Origin of the sequence: Legionella lansingensis (assembly GCF_900187355.1) — a bacterium.
GTDB lineage: Bacteria > Pseudomonadota > Gammaproteobacteria > Legionellales > Legionellaceae > Tatlockia > Tatlockia lansingensis.
This window is the reverse complement of the sequence record NZ_LT906451.1, coordinates 134,408-153,030: the sequence shown is the minus strand read 5'-3', so window position 1 is coordinate 153,030 and position 18,623 is coordinate 134,408. Positions and strand designations below refer to the sequence as shown.

Genomic DNA, 18,623 nt, shown 5'->3' with positions numbered 1-18,623 from the left:
GATTTAGTAAATAAATTGTTGGGTATTGGAACGAAAAATTTCTCCTTTTATCTCATCAAGTACCCTAATTTGCTCTTCGGCAGATTTTGGATCTTTACATAAGTTTAAAAGCGCTGTGTAGACCCTCTGAATTTCTGTTGCACGTAGCCAATTATCCTTTGGTCTTTGCCCTATATCAAAATAAATTTGGGCAAGTTTATGAATTAAAGCGTTCTCATCGGTACCTGGGCAGTCAAGAATTTCTTTAATCGCTTCAAACCCAATAGGAGCCTTTGGTATTTTCGTCGCCCTAGACATTGGATTAATAGGGAATAGTGAGATACTCCAGGTTTTACTACGCAAAAAAGTCGCTTCCCCACAAAGAATAGCTAAGATACTTAATACTGTCTCTCTGTTTCTCTTAGATAAACTGAGAGCCGAAAATAGACAATTGCTATAGTTCGGAGTGATTAATGTATCAAGCGCTCCTATGCGTCCCACTTCGTTATTTGTAGCCAAAATGTCACTATTCAGAAGAGCATCCTTCCCTTGTTTTTTGCAAATAGCAGCAGCGATGTCTTTCGGCCAGTAATTTGCAGGAGTTTTTATACCGTCAGAGCCATCTGCATTTTGGCCTGCATGTTCATGTCCATGTCGTGAGACATCAAGGGTTGCAACTAGCTCAACAAACTCAGCCCTATCCGTTCCAGAATCGCTCATACTAGGCCAACGACCTTTTAGTTGACGATAAAGCTGCATGGCTATTGTGTGTGTTTCTACAACTTCTCTACGATCTTTACCACTGACACAAGAGCCGTAACTCTTTCCATTTGCATGCCCTATCAGTAAATTCTCTAAAGAACTGAGAAACAACTCTCTACCATAGTAATCAAAAATAGTCGCTGTTCCGTAAGAGGAGTTTAAAACAGCTTGATACTCCTTAGCCAAGGCCTGCAAATCCAATAAATTTTCTGCATACTCAGCAGATTTTTCCTGCTCAACTGCCTTTTTTCTTAAATTTAATTGGCTAGCAAATAACAACTGCCAATCACTTGTGCGTAATAGTAATTCATAATTTTGTCGGAACAAATCCGATAAGGCGTCTTTAATGCTTTGCTCTTCGCTATCCAGATGCTCAGGCAATGATAATGCTGAAGATATCTTATTTTTTACCAGGACATCCTGAAAAGCCTCCGCAACAATGTGTTTAATTTTGTTTGCATCCCAAGACAAGGGAATCCCAGGCAATGACTTAGTCATCAGGATAATATCAGCGACATCTAGAATAGCGAGGCAATAGGGAGCATTCGCTGGTGTGTAATGCAGATATCTATCCATATTAAGTGGATGATTCGTCGAGCGAATAAACTGACCATACTCTTTTTGAAAACTGGCTATGGTCTGTAGTCGCTGTTGATCCAAATAATAGTCCGGAATCTGCTTTTCGAGGAATTTGACTGGGCTAATTAGCGTTTGAATTAATAAAGCTTGATCAGCATCAGCAAAACTAGCAATTCTTGCCAAATTTCGTTTAGCATGAAGTTCTCTAACCTGGATAGGCAATTTCCTAACATCACGAGAAGCCAAATGACTGGAACGTAACCGTGGAGGATACGTTTTGACTTTTTTGCCTTCATCATTAAGCAAGAAAACGTTTGTCTGGCAAAGATTGGCTACTAAAGGCAGTCTACGCAACCGGCTAGGTACAAATGAAATACAATCTTCTACACGAGCGGCACTTCGTAGTACACCTCTAAGAAAACGTTGCTCATAGTCTTCTAAAACTAAAAACCAATAAGGGAGTGGTCTTAATTTTTTTAGTTTCTCGGCATTAAAAATATCAGGATTTGACTCCTTTGACCTTTCTTTCCACTCACGAACACGACTGTTAAATTCGCTGAAGCTTCCATCAATTTTTGGTACACTATACCCTGACTCACAGAAGATTTTTAACAACTGTTGATGTTCCTTCTTTAAACCAGTAAACCACTGAGGAAACTCATTCTTACTGATGGATATCAAGTCACCCTCAAGCTCTAAACCATGATCATGCTTTATCTTTGACCATTGCAGATCAAAGTCATTTAAATTCATTTTTATCTTGTTAAGCACGTCAGCATTCGATTCAGCAGCTAAAAGATAAGCAGGGATACAAGAATGAAGATACAATTGCCATACAGAAGGTAATTTACGAAACCAGCCAGGTGGAGTTGATAAAGAACTTTCTTTTATAGTTCTAAATTCTTGCAAAGTTGTTTCAGAATAAGGAGGCAGTTGCTCTTCCCACCGCAAAACAAATTCTATGGAATCATTCAACTTTATGGGGATTAACGTGGCTAAATCCGGCCGCCCTTTCTTCATAATCACGTATTGTTCAGCTTTGTTTAAAAGCTCAATAGCAGCATGAATTTTGCCTCCTTCCTTGTCTTCATAAGGATAGTTATCCACGAGAGCATTGAGGAGTAGAGCTGTATATCTTGTCAGAGTATCTTGGTAAGCTTGGATGGGAATCACCTCTCCTACGGGCAAAGAACAAAATTGGCGACACCAAGCCGCATAGCTCAGCAAAGCTTCTTTTTTTTCTGTCAAGACAGGAATGGTATCCAATATAAATGTAAAGGCTTGCTCAAGACTGTCTATCCGACGTTGATAACTACGCTTTAGATCTGGTACAGCAGGGTAATTCTCAATTTCAAACTCCCCAAGAATTTCCCTTAAATTCGCTTTTAGTTGACCGGGAAGCTCCATCCCTACTGCTAGACGCAAAATTGTTTTGTGTACCATATCCACTATCCCTTGCCTGCATCGGTTGTTTATTATTAAATAAATCAGCGTACTTAACAATTTCTTGTAAACCATTTTTACAAGATATTCAATGCTGTTTCATGTTAGACTAATCTTTCTTGCAGCTGAAGGACAAAAAGGAATGAAAAAAAAAACAGGGGAATACACTGGTTCTTCTGACTTAGGCCTTAGTGACGCCATTCAAGATGCCTTACAAAAAGCGGGTGAACATACTAGGATAGAAATAATAGAAACTATCAGTTCTTGGATCAACGATGACAAACGTTATTATCAAGTCATCATTAATACATTTACAAATTAATATGATGTGAAACTTTTCGAATCCTCGTGGTTTGACCAGGACCCATGCTAGCTAATGGATACCACGGTAATTCATGGTTTTAGAAAACGTTGTACATCGGGTAATTAACATGTCCTAAAAGGAGTTTAAAGATGGGCTACACGGTACCTCATTACATCGGGGGTAAAACATTTACTGCTACAACCTCTACTTCGCATACGATATACAATCCAGCCCTCGGTGAAGCCATAGGGCAAGTTTATTTTGCTGATAAGTCCCTTTGTGATAAAGCCGTTGCGACCGCAAAGGCAGCCTGGCCCGCATGGGCTGAGACTACTCCAATAAAACGATCACGCATTTTATTTAAATTTAGAGAACTCCTGGAAAAGCATCAACTTGAATTGGCCCGCATTGTGACGAGGGAACATGGAAAAACACTTGAGGATGCCAAAGGATCTGTGGCGCGTGCCATTGAGGTTGTAGAGTTTCATTGCGGCCTCGTCAATCAATTACAGGGAGATTTTTCAGCCGATGTATCTACCCATATTGACTGCCATACCTTGCGACAACCTTTAGGCGTTTGCGCAGGTGTGTCGCCTTTTAATTTTCCCGTCATGGTACCTGTTTGGATGATGATTCCAGCCATTGCCTGTGGAAATACCTTCATTTTAAAACCATCTGAGCAGGATCCATCTGCACCGGTGCGCTTGTTGGAGTTACTATCTGAAGCGGGGTTACCGGATGGCGTTGCTAACTGTGTGCAGGGGGACAAGAATACCGTTGAACAATTGTTAACGCATCCAGATATCTGCGCCTTTACAGCAGTTGCTTCAACGCCTGTAGCTGAGGCCATTTACAAAAAAGCAACCGCACATGGAAAACGCGCTCATACGTTTGGCGGTGCTAAAAATCATTGTGTTGTGATGCCAGATGCTGATCTCGATCAAGCTGCTAATGCGATTGTCGGTGCTGCTTTTGGATCGGCTGGTGAACGATGCATGGCTATTTCTGCGGTGGTCGCGGTTGGTGATCAAACGGCAGATAAATTGCTAGATAAATTAATCCCTCTGGTAAAAGCGATTCGAGTTGAGGCTGGAGATACGCAGGCTAGTGATATGGGCCCTTTAATTAGCAGCACTCACAAGCAAAACGTTATCGCTGCCGTTGACCAAGGGGTTACTGAAGGTGCTGAATTGTTAATAGATGGTCGCTCCTTTAAACATAAAGAACACCCTGAAGGCTATTTCCTTGGACCTTCATTATTTGATCATGTTAAGGAAACCATGTCGATTTATGAAAATGAAATTTTTGGTCCTGTGTTGGTTATATTAAGAGTACCTACTTTCGAGGAAGCATTGTCTTTGGTAAATCGCAATCAATATGGGAATGGAACAGCTATTTTTACTCGCGATGGTTATACTGCTCGGGAGTACAGTCAACGAGTACAAGTAGGCATGGTTGGTGTTAATATTCCCATCCCAGTACCCATAGCCAGCCATCCTTTTGGGGGCTGGAAGCACTCGTCCTTTGGTGATACCAATATGCATGGAATGGAAAGCATTAATTTTTATACTCGCCGAAAAACGGTTACCAGTAAATGGCCCGTCACCGACCTTGGCGAAAGCACATTCGTCATGCCAGCGAATAAGTAATGTCAGGGTCTGTTGACATTTCGCTAGCTTGAGCCAAAAAGGCTTGATTTTCGAGCACCGCAGCGCAGCATACATAAGAGTATGTGAGTAGCGGAGCACAGAAAATCAACCATTTTGGCCAAGATAGTAGAAATGTCAACAGACCCTATTTTAGGAGAGAGGAATGGCACGAATTGGTTTTGTTGGTTTAGGACATATGGGTTTACCGATGGCTCTTAATTTGCTAAAAACTGGTCATGTAGTAACCGGCTTTGACTTACAAAAAGAGGCGGTCGCAAAGCTGATTAGCGCCGGCGGCAAGGAGGCTCAAACTTTACAAGATGCTGCTTTAAATCAAGATATTATCATTACCATGTTGCAAACCGGGGAACAGGTAACCCAGGTTTGCTTAAGCGAAGATGGTCTTTTTAGCAAAGCGGCCCCCAAAATATTATACATTGACTGTTCTTCCATCGACGTTGCAAGCAGCAGGAAAGTTCAATTGCAAGCAAAACATAAGGACATCTTAGCAGTGGATGCACCAGTTTCTGGAGGTGTAGCCGGCGCTCAAGCAGGAAGTTTAACCTTTATGGTTGGTGGTCTTAATGAAGCCTTTGAAGCAGCGAAGCCTATTTTGGCAGCCATGGGTAAAAAAATAATTCACACAGGGGCAGCAGGGAGCGGACAAGCAGCAAAAATCTGCAATAACATGATTCTCGGAGTATCCATGATCGCCATCTCGGAAGCGTTTGTTTTGGCAGAGCATTTGGGTTTGTCCCCGCAAAAATTATTTGAGGTGGTAACAAACTCATCAGGTCAATGTTGGGCAATGAGCCAATATGCACCAGTGCCTGATGTATTACCCAATACCCCCGCAAACAACAATTATCAACCGGGTTTTACTGCTGCCATGATGCTGAAAGATTTAAATTTAAGTCAAAATTCCGCAGATATCGTTGGCTTAAAAACACCAATAGCAGCACGAGCAACTGCGATTTATCAACAATTTAATGATGAGGGTTTAGGTCATCTGGACTTCTCGGCAATTATTAAAGCCATCGCAAAAGAGCAGGTGTCTCATGACTAAACAATCCTTCGACTACAAGGAAAATGCTTTAGAGAGCTTCTGGGCCGACATCGCCCATAAATATGTAAACTGGCTTGAACCTTGGGAGAGTGTTATTCAAGGCCGCTTTGACCACGGCACTGTTCGGTGGTTTAGTGGCGCAAAACTTAATGTTTCAGAAAACTGTCTAGACAGACACTTACCAACCAAAGCCAAGCAAACTGCTCTTATCTGGGAAGGGGATGAAAGCCAACAGCAGCGAAAGCTAACTTATGGCCAATTGCATGAAGAAGTGTGCCTGATGGCAAATGCACTGAAAGCTTTGGGTATTGGTAAAAGCGATCGCGTAGGCATCTATTTGCCCATGATACCAGAGGCAGTGATTGCCATGCTTGCCTGTACGAGAATAGGAGCAGTACATACCGTTGTATTTGCAGGATTTTCTCCTACTGCCTTAAGGCAGCGCTTGCAGGCTGCAAATTGCAAATTACTTATCATTGCAGATGGTTATTATCGTGGAGGTAAGCATTTTGCTCTAAAAAAACAAGGCGATGAAGCATCTAAAGATCTCCCGCTACAGACTTTAGTCGTCAAACATAGCGGCGAACCTATTCCTTTCGACCATCAAAGAGATCATTGGTGGCATGATTTGCAATTGCGAGTCAAGGCTGATTGTCCTCCAGAGGCAATGAGTGCTGAGGATCCTCTTTTTATTCTTTATACCTCTGGAAGTACCGGTAAACCAAAAGGCCTGGTTCATACCACTGCTGGTTATCTCGTGCAGGTCAGTTACAGTTACGACCATATTTTTCAATCGTCTACGAACAAAATATTCTGGTGCACTGCAGATGTAGGGTGGATAACAGGTCATAGCTATTTGGTATATGGACCCTTAGCCAACGGGGTTACTTCAGTAATTTTTGGCGGGATCCCGACATGGCCAAATCCTGCGCGCTGTTGGGAAATGATTGATAGGTATCAGGTTAACGTGTTCTACACAGCACCGACTGCTATTCGAGCTCTAAAGCGGGCAGGTGATACATGGTTAGAGACAACAAGCCGTAAATCCTTACATTTGCTGGGAACAGTCGGCGAACCTATTAATCCCGAAGTATGGCAATGGTACCACCAGCAAGTAGGTAGAAGACAATGTTCTATAGTAGATACTTGGTGGCAAACCGAAACAGGGGCCATTATGATTTGTCCTCAGGAGGATCCAAGTAAAGCGAAGCCTGGCGCCGCAAGCCAACCTCTGCCTGGGATTTTCCCAGTACTTCTTGATGATCAGGGGAATGAGATTAAAGGTGTAGGGGAAGGATCATTAGCCATTAAATACCCCTGGCCTTCGATAGCAAGAACCATTGCAGACGATCATGATCGTTATCTTAAAACCTACTTCAAGAATGGCTATTACATCACCGGAGATGGCGCACGCCGTGATGAGGATGGTGATTATTGGATCACAGGGCGTATGGATGATGTTCTTAATGTTTCTGGACATCGCCTAGGAACAGCTGAAATTGAAAGTGCACTTGTTTCTCATCCTAAAATTGCCGAGGCAGCTGTGGTTGGCATGCCCCATGAGATCAAAGGACAAGGGATTCATGCCTTCGTGAGTTTGCAAGAGGGAGAGGAACCTTCTGAGCAGCTTTATGAGGAGCTGATAGCTATGGTGAAAACTGACATAGGTGCTATCGCTAAACCCGATGCGATTAGCTGGGTCACCGATTTACCCAAGACTCGCTCTGGCAAAATCATGCGGCGTATTTTACGAGAAATAGCCTGCAAAAAAGTAACAGAACTCTCAGATTTGGGTGATTTATCCACCTTGGCTAATCCTCAAGTTGTTAAAGAACTGATACAACAAGAGATATAGTTTTCCCCTCACCCTACCCTCTCCCACAAGGGAAGAGGGAAAAATTTGTATCTGGGAGCTCTACCAAGCAAACCATTCATTGAGTTTTAAAATCAACTCCTCAAGCCCCTCTTTTTTAAGTGCTGAAAAAGCTTGCACACTAATTAGACTATCCATCAATTCATAATATTTACGCACCTTAAGCACAGTATTCTTCACTTCGCTGCGACTTAATTTATCGGCTTTTGTTAGAAGAATATGAACAGGCAATTGGCGTGACAAACACCAGTCAATCATCGTCTGATCAAGTTCTTTCAAAGGATGTCGGCAATCCATCAACAATACCAGGCCTTGCAAACATTGTCGTACCTCTAAATAGTGGGCTAAATGTTTTTGCCAATCCTGCTTTATTTCTTGAGCAACTTTGGCATAACCGTAACCGGGTAAATCAACTAAACGGCGGGAATCATCCAGAGTAAAGAGGTTAATTAATTGTGTACGTCCAGGTGTTTTACTGGTTCTTGCTAGTTGTTTAATCCCGGTCAAGCAATTAAGCGCACTTGACTTGCCTGCATTAGAGCGACCGGCAAAGGCAACCTCAAAGCCTTCATCCTCAGGTAGTTGACTAACGCGAGCAGCACTCTTTAAAAAATTTGCACGCGCGTAGGGATTGATTAACATCGTCTTAATTTCATTTTGGGATTTTGAGCAAGCAGTGTACCATTAAATAATCAGAACCCTTGGGAAAAGCATGAAAAAAATTTTGTTCGCAGTTGTATTATGCTGGGCATCTGCAATCAATGCTGCTGCCGAGCAAACTAACACCGTAGTCGAAAAAACTGCTCTTTGCGTTGCCTGTCATGGACAACAAGGCATAAGTGTCAATCCACAATGGCCTAACCTTGCAGGACAACATGCGAGTTATCTTCTCAAGCAATTAAAAGACTACAAGAATATTACTACACGCAATGTACCAGTAATGACAGCGATCGTTGCTAATTTAAGTGATGCGGATATGGCTGCCTTGGCAGAATACTATGCCAAACAACCTTTAGGTGAAGGGGCCACCCCTGAGAAATACTTAAAGAGAGGAGAGCAGTTATATCGTGGAGGGGATTTTAAAAAACATATCACCGCTTGTATAGCTTGTCATGGTCCGAGAGGAACAGGTAATGGTCAAGCTGGTTTTCCGCTATTGTCAGGTCAACACGCACCTTATACCATACAACAGTTACAAGCGTTTAAGGATAAAAAGCGTTCAAATGATTTGAATGCTATTATGCGAGACATCAGCGAGCGCATGAGTCAGGAAGATATGGAAGCCGTAGCTTATTACATTCAAGGTTTGCACTAGAGAGAGATTAGATATGTTAAAACGTTTGCTTTTTATCGTTTTATTTATTCCTGTGGTGGCTTTTGCCGAAGAATTTATTGCTGGCAAAGACTATGAGTTGCTTAAAGGAGATGCCCCCACTCAAGCATCAGCTAAAGTTAGCATCACGGAATTTTTTAGTTATGGTTGTCCATGGTGTTACCGGCTCGAACCAGCATTAAACACTTGGCTTACACAACAAGGAAATAAAGTACGGTTTTCGCGTGTCCCGGTCGTTTTTAATAAGGATTGGAAATTTTATGCAAAAGCCTATTACACTGCTCATCTCCTTGGTTTGGAAGCAAAATTGAATCCAGCCTTATTTAAAGCCATACAGCACGATAAGCTGCGCTTGACCAATAATAAAGCCATGATTAATTTTTTTGCTGCTGAAGGTGTTGATACAGCTACAGTAAAAAGCGCATTTGAAAATTCAACTACGGTCGATTTGCAACTTGCCGAAGGACTTGCAATGATGTCCCGCTTCCACATTAATGGTGTTCCTGCCGTGGTTATCAATAACCAATACAAAACTGACTTGCAAATGGCACAAAATCAGGAAAGATTTTTTAAAATTCTTGATTTTCTAGTAGAAAAGGCTAGTAAAGCTTAGATATAGATTGTATATGACGAAAGCTAAATTTGAAGGATTCTTAGCCAATGAACTCATAGCGCATATCAGCACCTTTTTTCACCCGCCATGGCAACGAAACAAAGCAAAAGCTGTGTGCAGACAATGGGATGAAGCTATTGTTCCTTGCTATCATTTTTTTATTTTAGGTGGACCAATCTCAGTGCAAACTGCAGAAGCCGGAGCTGGACAAGAGAGGCAATGGAAACAGCAATTTTCGGAAGAAGACATAAAACAATCACTTGCTGCTGTACCGAATGATGGTTTCATGATTTTTTCAAAATATCGCGATGCTTATCTATACGCTCATAACTCCTTCACCCGTACCATGGACAATCCTAATTTTAACAATGGGATTCATGGCACAGGCTGTTTAAAAGAAGTTTTCTTTGTGAAACGAACATCTGATAAGTTGCTCTACCATCCTGTTATTTTTGAAGTTATTTTTGACAATCATAAAACACTGGATCTGACATGGCATGATTTTACTTTTAGAAATCTAGGTAATGAGAACATGAAAATCTCAGTTAGTGCGATTCGTGAACCAGGATGTAAAAATCATCTTGAGATCATTGCCTCTAAAATAGCTATAGGATTTGTGAATAATGAACCAATCTCACCTGTCACTCTATATACTTCAAAAGTAAATCAACATAAGGAGGAAGCTTCAGCTGAGCAGAAAGAAGAATATTAGGAAGAAAAACGTTGTTTGGTGATGTAGATCTTCTGGCATTCTTATTTTTATCAAATCCTAGTATGAGCTTTGATCAGAATCAGAAATCCCTGGATTTTCCAGGCTTAAAAATCCAGTGCTAAAGTCATAGGCAAAGAGTTCGGCATAGCGTCCCCAATCAATCATAGTACGCAAGACCCGATCGGCTTCTTTGTCACTTAAATAGTCTTCCAACTTGCTTAAAAAGCGTTCTTCTGAGACTCGATGCCCAACTTTTTCATCGAGTACGCGACGAATATAGCGAGCCAAAGGAACTTTTTCTAGTAGACATTTAGCAAATATCTGTTTGCGGGCTTGCAAATCAGCTTCAGAAAACTGCTTACCCAAGTCGCTCAGTTGAATATCCCCATCAGAAACTCTTGCAAAACCCAGAATCTCCAAGGTTTCAAGAATAGGAAATAAGTCATCGATATTCATCATCAATTCATCTGCCAATTCCGGCAAATCAATCCGTTCTTCAAACGACTTCATTGTTTCAATAAGACCAGATAATTCTGAAGGTTCAACGTCCGGCAAACGATAACCTAAGCTTATTTGCCACTCCCTTCGGGCACGCTTAGCTCTTTCTTTGAGACCTGTGGTCATCAGCTTATAGATTTTATCCACCAGCTCTCTAAATTCAGGAGTCTCTGGGTTTCGCGGCTGTGGCATGGTCACTTGTAATTCAGCACGAATATAACCAGGATCACTACCAAAAATGACAATTCGATCAGCAAGTGTAGCTGCCTCTTCGATATTATGAGTTACAAGTAAGATACCGTTTGTATTGGTTTTCTTCTCCTGCCACAACTCGAGTAAATCGGATTTTAAATTTTCCGCAGTTAACACATCTAAAGCAGAAAAGGGTTCATCCATCAATAGCACATCCGGGTTTATGACCAAAGCACGCGCAAATCCCACCCGCTGCCGCATGCCTCCAGACAACTCCTTTGGGAAAGCTGATTCGAAGCCATCCAAGCCGATAGTGTCTATTGCCTCAATGGCTCTGCGTCGGCGCTCTTCTCGGCTAACTCCTTGGGCTTCAAGACCTAATTCAACATTTTCAAGTACAGTAAGCCAAGGCATAAGGGCAAACGATTGAAAAACCATGGCTATCCCAGGCACAGGACCAGTGACTCTTTGACCACGATAGGTCACCTTGCCAGCAGAAGGAGGCACAAGGCCTGCGATGATCCGCAATAAAGTTGATTTACCAGAACCTGACTTACCCAATATGGCAACAATTTCCCCTTCCTTTAATTGAAAATTGACATCCTCAAGCACCAATAAATCCTGCTGCGAATCTTTCTTAAACGATTTACGACAATCTTCAATAGCAATAATAGTTTCTGACATAACTCGTACTCAATTAAAGTGAAAGCGCTCTTCCGCCAAACGATATAAAGGACGCCAAATTAAATGATTAAATGTCAATACATATAGACACATCATGGCTGTACCTAAAGCAATTTTTGGGAAATCCCCTGCTATCGTACTCGCCTGGATATATTCTCCTAACCCCGTGGCTTTTAATGTGGTGCTTCCCCAGCTAACCCATTCAGCCACAATACTGGCGTTCCACGCACCGCCAGCGGCCGTAATGGCGCCAGTGATATAAAAAGGAAAAATCCCAGGCAACGCCAAGCGCTTCCACCACTGCCAACCTCTAACCCCAAAATTATCTGCAGCAAGATAGAGATCCCGGGGAATATTTGAAGCACCAGCGATGATATTGAATAAAATATACCACTGGGTACCAAGAATCATTAAAGGAGTAACCCAGATCTCAACATTTAAATTAAAACGCACAATCGCTATTACAAATAAAGGATAAAACAAATTCGCTGGAAATGCCGCGACAAACTGCACAACAGGTTGAATTTTTTGCGCCAAACGAGGCCTCAACCCAACCCATACTCCCACAGGAATCCAAATGAGAGAGCTTACAATAATTAAAACAACAACCCTAGTCGCCGTCGCCGCTCCCAAAAGAAAGACATGGAAAATTTCACTCGCTTTTAGCTGAGCAAGAATAAAATTTAATAATAGCCAACCCCCACTAATAATGGCTAACAATACGATTGTATTCCATATCCAATCCATACGCTTTTGCTGCCGGAAATCAATCTCCTTTATCAGTTTAGGTTTTTTCCTGCTTAACGAGCGAGCATTTATAAACCGATCCTTTAATATGGCGGAACGTTTACTAAAACGATTCATTAAGCGACTACTTCTTAGAAGATCAATTAACCAGGACTGGTACTCCTCTTCTTCAGGCGATTGCTCCATCTTGAATTTTTCTGACCAGGCAATTAAGGGACGAAATAGAATTTGATCATAGAGAAAAATGACAATCACCATCGTTAGAATGGCATAACCAACAGCATGTAAATCATGCTGTTGTATTGCCAAAGCAATGTAAGACCCTACACCTGGAAGACGAATGTTCTGATGAGAAACAGAAATCGCTTCTGACAGCACCACAAAAAACCAACTAGCAGACATGGACATCATCATATTCCACAGCAAACTAGACATGGAAAAAGGCACCTCAACCTTCCAGAAACGCTGCCAAGCTGATAATTGAAACATGGCTGCTGCTTCTTTTAAATCATGGGGTAAGGTCTTTAGCGACTGGTAAAAAGCAAAAGTAATATTCCATACCTGAGCGGTAAAAATAGCAAAAATAGAAGCACATTCAGGTCCTAGTAAACTTCCTGGAAATAGGTGAATGAATCCAGTTACTGTGATGGATAAGAAACTGAGTACTGGGACCGATTGCAGGATATCGATAGCCGGAATGATGATCTGTTCTGCTCGGCGATGCTTTGCAGCTAAAGCACCCACAATAAAGGTAAATACAATAGATAAGGCAAGCGCGATAAACATCCGCAAAACTGTACGCGAAGCATAAAAAGGAAGTATTGCTGGATCTAATGAGATAGGTAATTGTTCCCCTAATTGATAGGGGACAGCCATTTGCTTGCCAGCCCAACCAAGAAAAAAGATCACAGAAAAGATAAGGATAAGCAACAAAATATCCCAGCGATTAATGTATCTGCTGACATTTTCACGGTTGGCAAAGTAAAAACGATTGTTGCGCACCACAACCCTCCCTTCTATTTTTATCAAAACAACACTCAACCAAATACCCCTCACCCCTAGCTTCTCCCACAAGGGGAGAGGTCGGCGCGTAGCAGCGGGTGAGGGGTATTTTTATGCAACAACCTCTAAAGGGCGGGGATTTTTTAACCTAGAAAAAAGCACCCGATTGGGGTAGCGAAGACCCCAAACCATATAAAATAGCATAAATATGAACTTATCGATATAAGACTATTTTCTGGGAAAAAGTATGGGAGCATAAAGAGGTTTTTTTGTTTTTAAAACCCATTTAGAATAAAAATAAATTCAAGGGGATTTTTCATGCAATTAAATAAACTTTACAGCGTGTTGACCTTCCTTCTGTTATCAGTGACAGCCTGGGCAGAAGACAATACTCAATTAACTGTTTGGGCAAATGAAGCCATTGTCGCTACCTATACATATGATTATAAAAATTTTTTGCCACGTCAGAAAGAAATTGCCAAATATTTTACAGCAGAAGGGTGGACAGCTTACAGTAACGCTTTAAATGCGGCCAAGCTACCCGAGGTGATTCAAAAAAATTCTTATTTTGTTAGCGCAGTGGCTACTCTTCCACCCGTCGTTAAAGCCATTACGGATTCACGTTGGGAAGCAACCATGCCGCTCCTTGTTCTCTATAAAAATCCGCAATATCAACAAACACAAAATTTGCTTGTAACGATTAACTTCATTCGAGCACCCTCAGGGCAAGGGGTTCGTGGCTTGGCCATTGCCAGTTTACAATCAAAGGTTATTGCGCCTCCCTGTAAATGTCAGCCAATAGAGGATGAGTCAGTTAAAGCAAACGAGAAATCACAACAATTAAATGCACCACAACAAGAGCAATGAGTAAGACAATAATGAAGTTAAGTCTAGAAGGTATGGTGATATCGAGCACAGCTTCTTGCGGATTACTCGGGTTGTAATAAACATCAATATCCTCATCTTTTTCGTACGCGACGGCTGCACGATACGCCACTTGGCGAGCATGTTTGCTGTTTGGATTATTATGAGCAGTATCTAGGAAAAGATGCTCCCCTTGATATTCTCTGTCAAAAACATTGTAGGAATATTCGATTTTAGGTCGAAGCGTATACCCTTCTCTTGTCCAGAGAAACTCCGTGATTCGTCCTTTGGTCAAAAACCAAAATCGAGTTTTTTTAAGTCGCTGTCTATCGCGCCAGAAGTGATAGAGCAATATCAATAAAAAAGATAGCCATAGCAAATCCAGCAACCAACGCCAAGCCATCATCCAATTCGTCACAAGTATTCCCTGGTTTAAGTTAATTTACGTGAGTTCGACATGAAAGGCATAAAATGCCTTTTGTGTCGCTAAACGAACGTTATCCCGTAAAATGCGCAGCATTTATACGGGATCCAGTTCTAAAATATCTAAGGTTCGATAAGAAAATAATTTATTTTTCTTATCGAACTTACGTTATGCAACCACTTTTGAGCTATATAAAACCCTATTGCGCTACTTCTCGTCAACCTTGGGTATGGCAGCTAGTTCTTGTTTACGCTTTCTCCGTTTATATAAGAAATAAATTATCACAGCAGTAATCAATAATACGCCCAAAGACCATAGAGGTCTTATTGCAAACCAAGCGATTGCAGTGACGACAGCCCAAAGCACTAAACCACAGATGAAAGCCACTAAACCGGTGCCAAAACCCGCAATGCTACCCAAAATGGGAATAACATCTGCAAGGACAACAATAGGGTTTAATATTAATGCAAACCCTAGGCACATCAAGATGAGAGATACCGCTCGCAGAATCCAAGTGATTAACCTATTTTCTGTCAATGCGTCTTGAATCATTTGCTCAGGAGAAACTTGCCCAGAAGACAATAACAATACTGGCTGCCCAGCTTTGGCCATATACTCTTGTAGAGTATCTCCAGTTTGCTGGGCAATGATACTCACTGTTTGTGGCAAAATAGCAAAAACCTTAATACGAATATCCCCTATTTGTGGATTTTGATAATCCTGGCCACCGTAAAGTTGATCACTCACATAATGTATGGGTTTATTTAACTTGGCTTGTAGAGTGCTCTTATTGACACGCTCGAGATCCACGGGCTGGGTTTCACTGATTTGGGTAATTAAACTATAGGGTAATAAAAAGTCACCTACATTAACTGTTTGCGCATATTGCTGCAAGGATTCGATAGGCAAAGCAGCTGGATTTTGATGACCAGCTTGTTCTTTAAAGCTGTTGCTATCAATCAACCGTGACGACCAAACTTTTTTGTAAGAATAGGTCGTGATCTGCTTTTCTGAACCACCCAACTGCGATTCCGTTCTTGTCTCCTTATTTTCTTTCCATTGATACATCTCTACTTTTCGCTGTAAGCCGATTGCATTTTTGGAAATACCAAGCAATGGATCTTTAAGAATATCTTTTGTTGTAGCTAATCCACTTAAATAAACAACATGCAAATTATTTTTTGGGTCAATGGGCGCATTGGGTACAGATATTAAAATACGTTGAGCCTCTACCAAAGATTGCGCAGTGTGAAGTCCATGACGCTCATTCCAGAAGGTGAGGATAATTGCAACAACAATCATCACAATACCAATCAAAATACCAACAAAAGCATCCTTTATGCGGCTGCCCCAGGATTTCGTAGTAATTTCTTCTGCCATCTAGATACTCCTTGCGCCCACAAATCTCTACCCTGAATTATAGATTGCAGTCGCAAAAACCATGCCTATATGCTCATCCTCTAGTTTCAATTAGGTTAAGGAGTGTCCAAATTTCACACCGATCCGTTCAGGCTGAGGAGGCGTTTACGCCGTCTCGAAGTCTGGCCTGAGGCTCTCGAAGGACTCAGCCCGAACGGGTTAGAAATTAGAATGAATCAATGGCAGAAACCCCATTGATTCCAATGGATTGTTACATGGTGACGCGCGTGTAGGTATTATGACCAATAAAACGTGCACTTAGATCTTTCCTGGTTGCAGGAGCTTGGTGAGCAACAACCCAAGTCGTGTCTAACGTTTTATTATCTTGGCTTAAATTGCCAATAATACTTAGTGCTGAACCGCAATCAGGGTAATCAATACTAATAGTAAAAGCGTTACCCGTTAAGTAACCCACGATAGGGCGTTTTTGACCTACTGCTTGTTGGCATTCTTTAGAAGCCACTGCGGTAGTAAAGGACCCAGTCAATGCGCCTTCTTGCGATTTGACAAGCTCTAAAACAGATCCCTTTTCATTTTTGAACACCATTTTATCTTCGGCTGCCAAACCACTTTGGCTTAACACAATCAGTCCACCAAGAGCTAAGTAGCGGCTTACTGTTCTTACACCCATTTCTTACTCCTTTTATTCACGCTTCCCAGCGAAGCGCTGCGCAATAATAATTCGTTTTTAAACCGTTTACCACTAGAAGTCTACTATGGGTTTGTTAACAAATAGGCCCTTGAAGCTTTGCATCTTAGCTTTATTTATGTTTTGATTTTTTAAAAGGGACTTCACCGGTGAGTAATATGATTTACTATTTCTATATTTTGCTCATTTTGCTAGCCCTTGTGGTGGTCCATCAGTGCACTACCTTTTTTATCCCTGATCTTTGGGATAAGTTGCTTGATTTTGATGATAAAACCAAACTTAGTCATGATGACTTGCTCACCTTGCTCGATCGTTTTAAGTATACCCATGATGACGGTATCTGCTTTGGTTTTACGCTCACCTGGGCTCAGGATGTAACACTCGAAAACGAACGTTTATTTTATCAACGACTCAATGTGATCCGACAAGAGAAGCATTACCTACCGCGAAAAGTAAATCGAGTCACGCAGAAAATAAAAAATCAGGAAAACATAAGTTCATATGAAGATCAATTAATAGAAACAAAGCCCTTCATTGAAGCTGTGTGCCTGGCACAGTCACCTGAAGATTACTCTGATGTTTATGCTAAACGGCTGCATCAGATCGATATTAACTCTATTCTTGCCATGATTCGCTATAAGCTTGCAGGCAATACGTCCGCCAAGCGCATTTTTGGAAAAACATTTGCCTTCGAAGCAGAAAGGAACGTCATAGACTTTTTGCAGCATTTAAATGACCTGTTGAAACTGAATGATAAATTAGCCATGTTGATTAGCAGCGAAGAACATACTGTGGGGCTAAAAAAACATCCTGAGGGTTGGCTTTTTCTTGACATCAACTATCTCTATGAACAATCCCCAGATTATCCTTACATGATTTTAAATCATCAGGAGCTTTGCAAGCAGTTATATCTTAGTTTAGAAGAAAATAATCATATGATTTTTCATTTGGATTTTATCGCCAAGCTACCCTCAACCAGTATACAAGCCCGTTTGCAACAACTGAACTACAGCTATCCGGTTTTCCCAAAGCAGCTCTCTTATGTTAATAACCGAGAGCTAGGTATGCTACCTATTGCCGCCCAAAATGGGGATGAATGCACTGTCCGAGAAATAGTTAGACTAAGTCATCACTGCAATTGCATTGACAATGATCAAGTCGCTGCGGGCATGAGGATGACTTTAAATAATAACCACACCCATATTTTGGATGTCTTGGTCAAAATACGCGGATTTAATATCAATGGCCCTTGTCAAACCGATGGCTCAACAGCCCTCGCGATCGCCTGTAATTTAGGCTATGTGAAGTTAGTAAAACGATTGCTGGCTTGTCATGAAATCCATGTTAATGAAATTAATAACAAAAAATTAACCCCCTTAATGATTGCCTGTGAGTCAGAATATACTCAGCAAAGTCCCGAACTATTTAAGCTCCTTTTGCATGCGGGTGCCCGTTTAGATTTGCAAAATGCAGCCGGTGAGAGTGCGCTAGCAATTGCCCAAAGAAACAAGAATCTCGCAGCTATGGAGGCCATACAAGCCTTTAACGTCCCGAGGTCGCATCCGAAAGCCACGGGAAGTTCCAGTCATAGATATATTCCCAAACATCATCTAACCCCAGCAGGAAAGAATCACCCTTCTTTATTTTTTTCAAAGAAATCTGCTCTTCAGAATCCCGCCAGCCCTTCCCTCTTAAGTGATTTTTCCCTAACCCAGCAACAAGGTGAACATTTGGGTAGCTCAAGCACTTATTCTTGAGGTAGTTCAGGCTAAACTGATATCGTGGATCTCCACACCAACAGACTATTTCTGGTTTAGGAGGCAATTAAAGC

At 41.5% G+C, this 18,623-nt stretch carries 16 protein-coding genes; 9 read left to right on the top strand and 7 right to left on the bottom strand.

The window, feature by feature from the left end:
* Window positions 1–3 precede the first annotated feature (3 nt).
* A complete protein-coding gene (gene sidP / locus CKV79_RS00670; protein ID WP_028372318.1) occupies window positions 4–2,763 on the bottom strand; it encodes a Dot/Icm T4SS effector PI-3-phosphatase SidP in 2,760 nt (919 codons plus the stop codon).
* Window positions 2,764–2,905: 142 nt separating this feature from the next.
* On the opposite strand from sidP, the gene CKV79_RS00665 reads away from it, so the two are divergent.
* The 4 genes from CKV79_RS00665 (at window position 2,906) to acs (ending at window position 7,637) form a co-directional block, all read left to right on the top strand.
* Window positions 2,906–3,085, top strand: a complete 180-nt coding sequence (locus tag CKV79_RS00665; RefSeq protein WP_028372319.1) for a hypothetical protein — start codon at window positions 2,906–2,908, stop codon at window positions 3,083–3,085.
* Window positions 3,086–3,216: 131 nt separating this feature from the next.
* Complete coding sequence (locus CKV79_RS00660; protein WP_028372320.1) at window positions 3,217–4,716, top strand: CoA-acylating methylmalonate-semialdehyde dehydrogenase; 1,500 nt, start codon at window positions 3,217–3,219, stop codon at window positions 4,714–4,716.
* A gap of 163 nt (window positions 4,717–4,879) precedes the next feature.
* A complete protein-coding gene (gene mmsB, locus CKV79_RS00655; protein ID WP_028372321.1) occupies window positions 4,880–5,782 on the top strand; it encodes a 3-hydroxyisobutyrate dehydrogenase in 903 nt (300 codons plus the stop codon).
* Window positions 5,775–7,637: an acetate--CoA ligase gene (acs, locus tag CKV79_RS00650; protein ID WP_028372322.1), complete on the top strand. Its 1,863-nt coding sequence runs from the start codon at window positions 5,775–5,777 to the stop codon at window positions 7,635–7,637. Before mmsB ends, acs begins: the two co-directional genes overlap by 8 nt.
* 60 nt (window positions 7,638–7,697) lie before the next feature.
* On the opposite strand, the gene yihA is transcribed toward acs, so the two are convergent.
* Window positions 7,698–8,297 (bottom strand): ribosome biogenesis GTP-binding protein YihA/YsxC, encoded by a 600-nt coding sequence (gene yihA / locus CKV79_RS00645; RefSeq protein WP_028372323.1) that lies wholly within the window; start codon window positions 8,295–8,297, stop codon window positions 7,698–7,700.
* 70 nt (window positions 8,298–8,367) lie between these two features.
* Between yihA and CKV79_RS00640 the strand changes: the two genes are divergently transcribed.
* From CKV79_RS00640 to CKV79_RS00630, 3 genes are read left to right on the top strand one after another with little or no spacing between them, the layout of a single operon-like run.
* A complete protein-coding gene (locus CKV79_RS00640; protein WP_028372324.1) occupies window positions 8,368–8,970 on the top strand; it encodes a c-type cytochrome in 603 nt (200 codons plus the stop codon).
* Window positions 8,971–8,983: 13 nt separating this feature from the next.
* Entirely contained in the window at window positions 8,984–9,601 is a 618-nt protein-coding gene (locus CKV79_RS00635) for a thiol:disulfide interchange protein DsbA/DsbL (RefSeq protein WP_028372325.1), read from the top strand.
* Between the two features lie 13 nt (window positions 9,602–9,614).
* Window positions 9,615–10,313 carry a hypothetical protein gene (locus CKV79_RS00630; protein WP_028372326.1) on the top strand — a complete coding sequence of 233 codons (699 nt, stop codon included), beginning with the start codon at window positions 9,615–9,617 and terminating at the stop codon, window positions 10,311–10,313.
* 57 nt (window positions 10,314–10,370) lie between these two features.
* On the opposite strand, the gene CKV79_RS00625 is transcribed toward CKV79_RS00630, so the two are convergent.
* Both CKV79_RS00625 and CKV79_RS00620 read right to left on the bottom strand, forming a co-directional pair.
* A complete protein-coding gene (locus CKV79_RS00625) occupies window positions 10,371–11,687 on the bottom strand; it encodes an ABC transporter ATP-binding protein (protein ID WP_028372327.1) in 1,317 nt (438 codons plus the stop codon).
* A gap of 9 nt (window positions 11,688–11,696) precedes the next feature.
* Window positions 11,697–13,436 (bottom strand): ABC transporter permease, encoded by a 1,740-nt coding sequence (locus tag CKV79_RS00620; RefSeq protein ID WP_028372328.1) that lies wholly within the window; start codon window positions 13,434–13,436, stop codon window positions 11,697–11,699.
* 318 nt (window positions 13,437–13,754) lie between these two features.
* Here CKV79_RS00620 and CKV79_RS00615 point away from each other — a divergent pair, with 318 nt between their 5' ends.
* Window positions 13,755–14,303 (top strand): DotI/IcmL family type IV secretion protein, encoded by a 549-nt coding sequence (locus CKV79_RS00615; protein ID WP_051546057.1) that lies wholly within the window; start codon window positions 13,755–13,757, stop codon window positions 14,301–14,303.
* Here CKV79_RS00615 and CKV79_RS00610 read toward each other — a convergent pair.
* The 3 genes from CKV79_RS00610 to CKV79_RS00600 form a co-directional block, all read right to left on the bottom strand.
* Entirely contained in the window at window positions 14,251–14,718 is a 468-nt protein-coding gene (locus CKV79_RS00610; RefSeq protein WP_231950163.1) for a DUF3592 domain-containing protein, read from the bottom strand. The two genes, CKV79_RS00615 and CKV79_RS00610, sit on opposite strands and share 53 nt — an antisense overlap.
* Window positions 14,719–14,931: 213 nt before the next feature.
* A complete protein-coding gene (locus tag CKV79_RS00605; RefSeq protein WP_051546058.1) occupies window positions 14,932–16,104 on the bottom strand; it encodes a TMEM43 family protein in 1,173 nt (390 codons plus the stop codon).
* 250 nt (window positions 16,105–16,354) lie between these two features.
* On the bottom strand, window positions 16,355–16,774 hold the full coding sequence (locus CKV79_RS00600) for an avidin/streptavidin family protein (protein WP_028372330.1): 420 nt from the start codon (window positions 16,772–16,774) through the stop codon (window positions 16,355–16,357).
* 176 nt (window positions 16,775–16,950) lie between these two features.
* Here CKV79_RS00600 and CKV79_RS00595 point away from each other — a divergent pair, with 176 nt between their 5' ends.
* Window positions 16,951–18,549, top strand: coding sequence for an ankyrin repeat domain-containing protein (locus CKV79_RS00595; protein ID WP_051546059.1), 1,599 nt, complete (start codon window positions 16,951–16,953; stop codon window positions 18,547–18,549).
* The last annotated feature ends 74 nt before the right edge of the window (window positions 18,550–18,623 follow it).

Coding starts and splice junctions, on each gene's coding strand:
- sidP (WP_028372318.1), bottom strand. CDS start 2,763: ATGGTACACAAAACAATTTTGCGTCTAGCAGTAGGGATGGAGCTTCCC.
- CKV79_RS00665 (WP_028372319.1), top strand. CDS start 2,906: ATGAAAAAAAAAACAGGGGAATACACTGGTTCTTCTGACTTAGGCCTT.
- CKV79_RS00660 (WP_028372320.1), top strand. CDS start 3,217: ATGGGCTACACGGTACCTCATTACATCGGGGGTAAAACATTTACTGCT.
- mmsB (WP_028372321.1), top strand. CDS start 4,880: ATGGCACGAATTGGTTTTGTTGGTTTAGGACATATGGGTTTACCGATG.
- acs (WP_028372322.1), top strand. CDS start 5,775: ATGACTAAACAATCCTTCGACTACAAGGAAAATGCTTTAGAGAGCTTC.
- yihA (WP_028372323.1), bottom strand. CDS start 8,297: ATGTTAATCAATCCCTACGCGCGTGCAAATTTTTTAAAGAGTGCTGCT.
- CKV79_RS00640 (WP_028372324.1), top strand. CDS start 8,368: ATGAAAAAAATTTTGTTCGCAGTTGTATTATGCTGGGCATCTGCAATC.
- CKV79_RS00635 (WP_028372325.1), top strand. CDS start 8,984: ATGTTAAAACGTTTGCTTTTTATCGTTTTATTTATTCCTGTGGTGGCT.
- CKV79_RS00630 (WP_028372326.1), top strand. CDS start 9,615: ATGACGAAAGCTAAATTTGAAGGATTCTTAGCCAATGAACTCATAGCG.
- CKV79_RS00625 (WP_028372327.1), bottom strand. CDS start 11,687: ATGTCAGAAACTATTATTGCTATTGAAGATTGTCGTAAATCGTTTAAG.
- CKV79_RS00615 (WP_051546057.1), top strand. CDS start 13,755: ATGCAATTAAATAAACTTTACAGCGTGTTGACCTTCCTTCTGTTATCA.
- CKV79_RS00605 (WP_051546058.1), bottom strand. CDS start 16,104: ATGGCAGAAGAAATTACTACGAAATCCTGGGGCAGCCGCATAAAGGAT.
- CKV79_RS00600 (WP_028372330.1), bottom strand. CDS start 16,774: ATGGGTGTAAGAACAGTAAGCCGCTACTTAGCTCTTGGTGGACTGATT.
- CKV79_RS00595 (WP_051546059.1), top strand. CDS start 16,951: ATGATTTACTATTTCTATATTTTGCTCATTTTGCTAGCCCTTGTGGTG.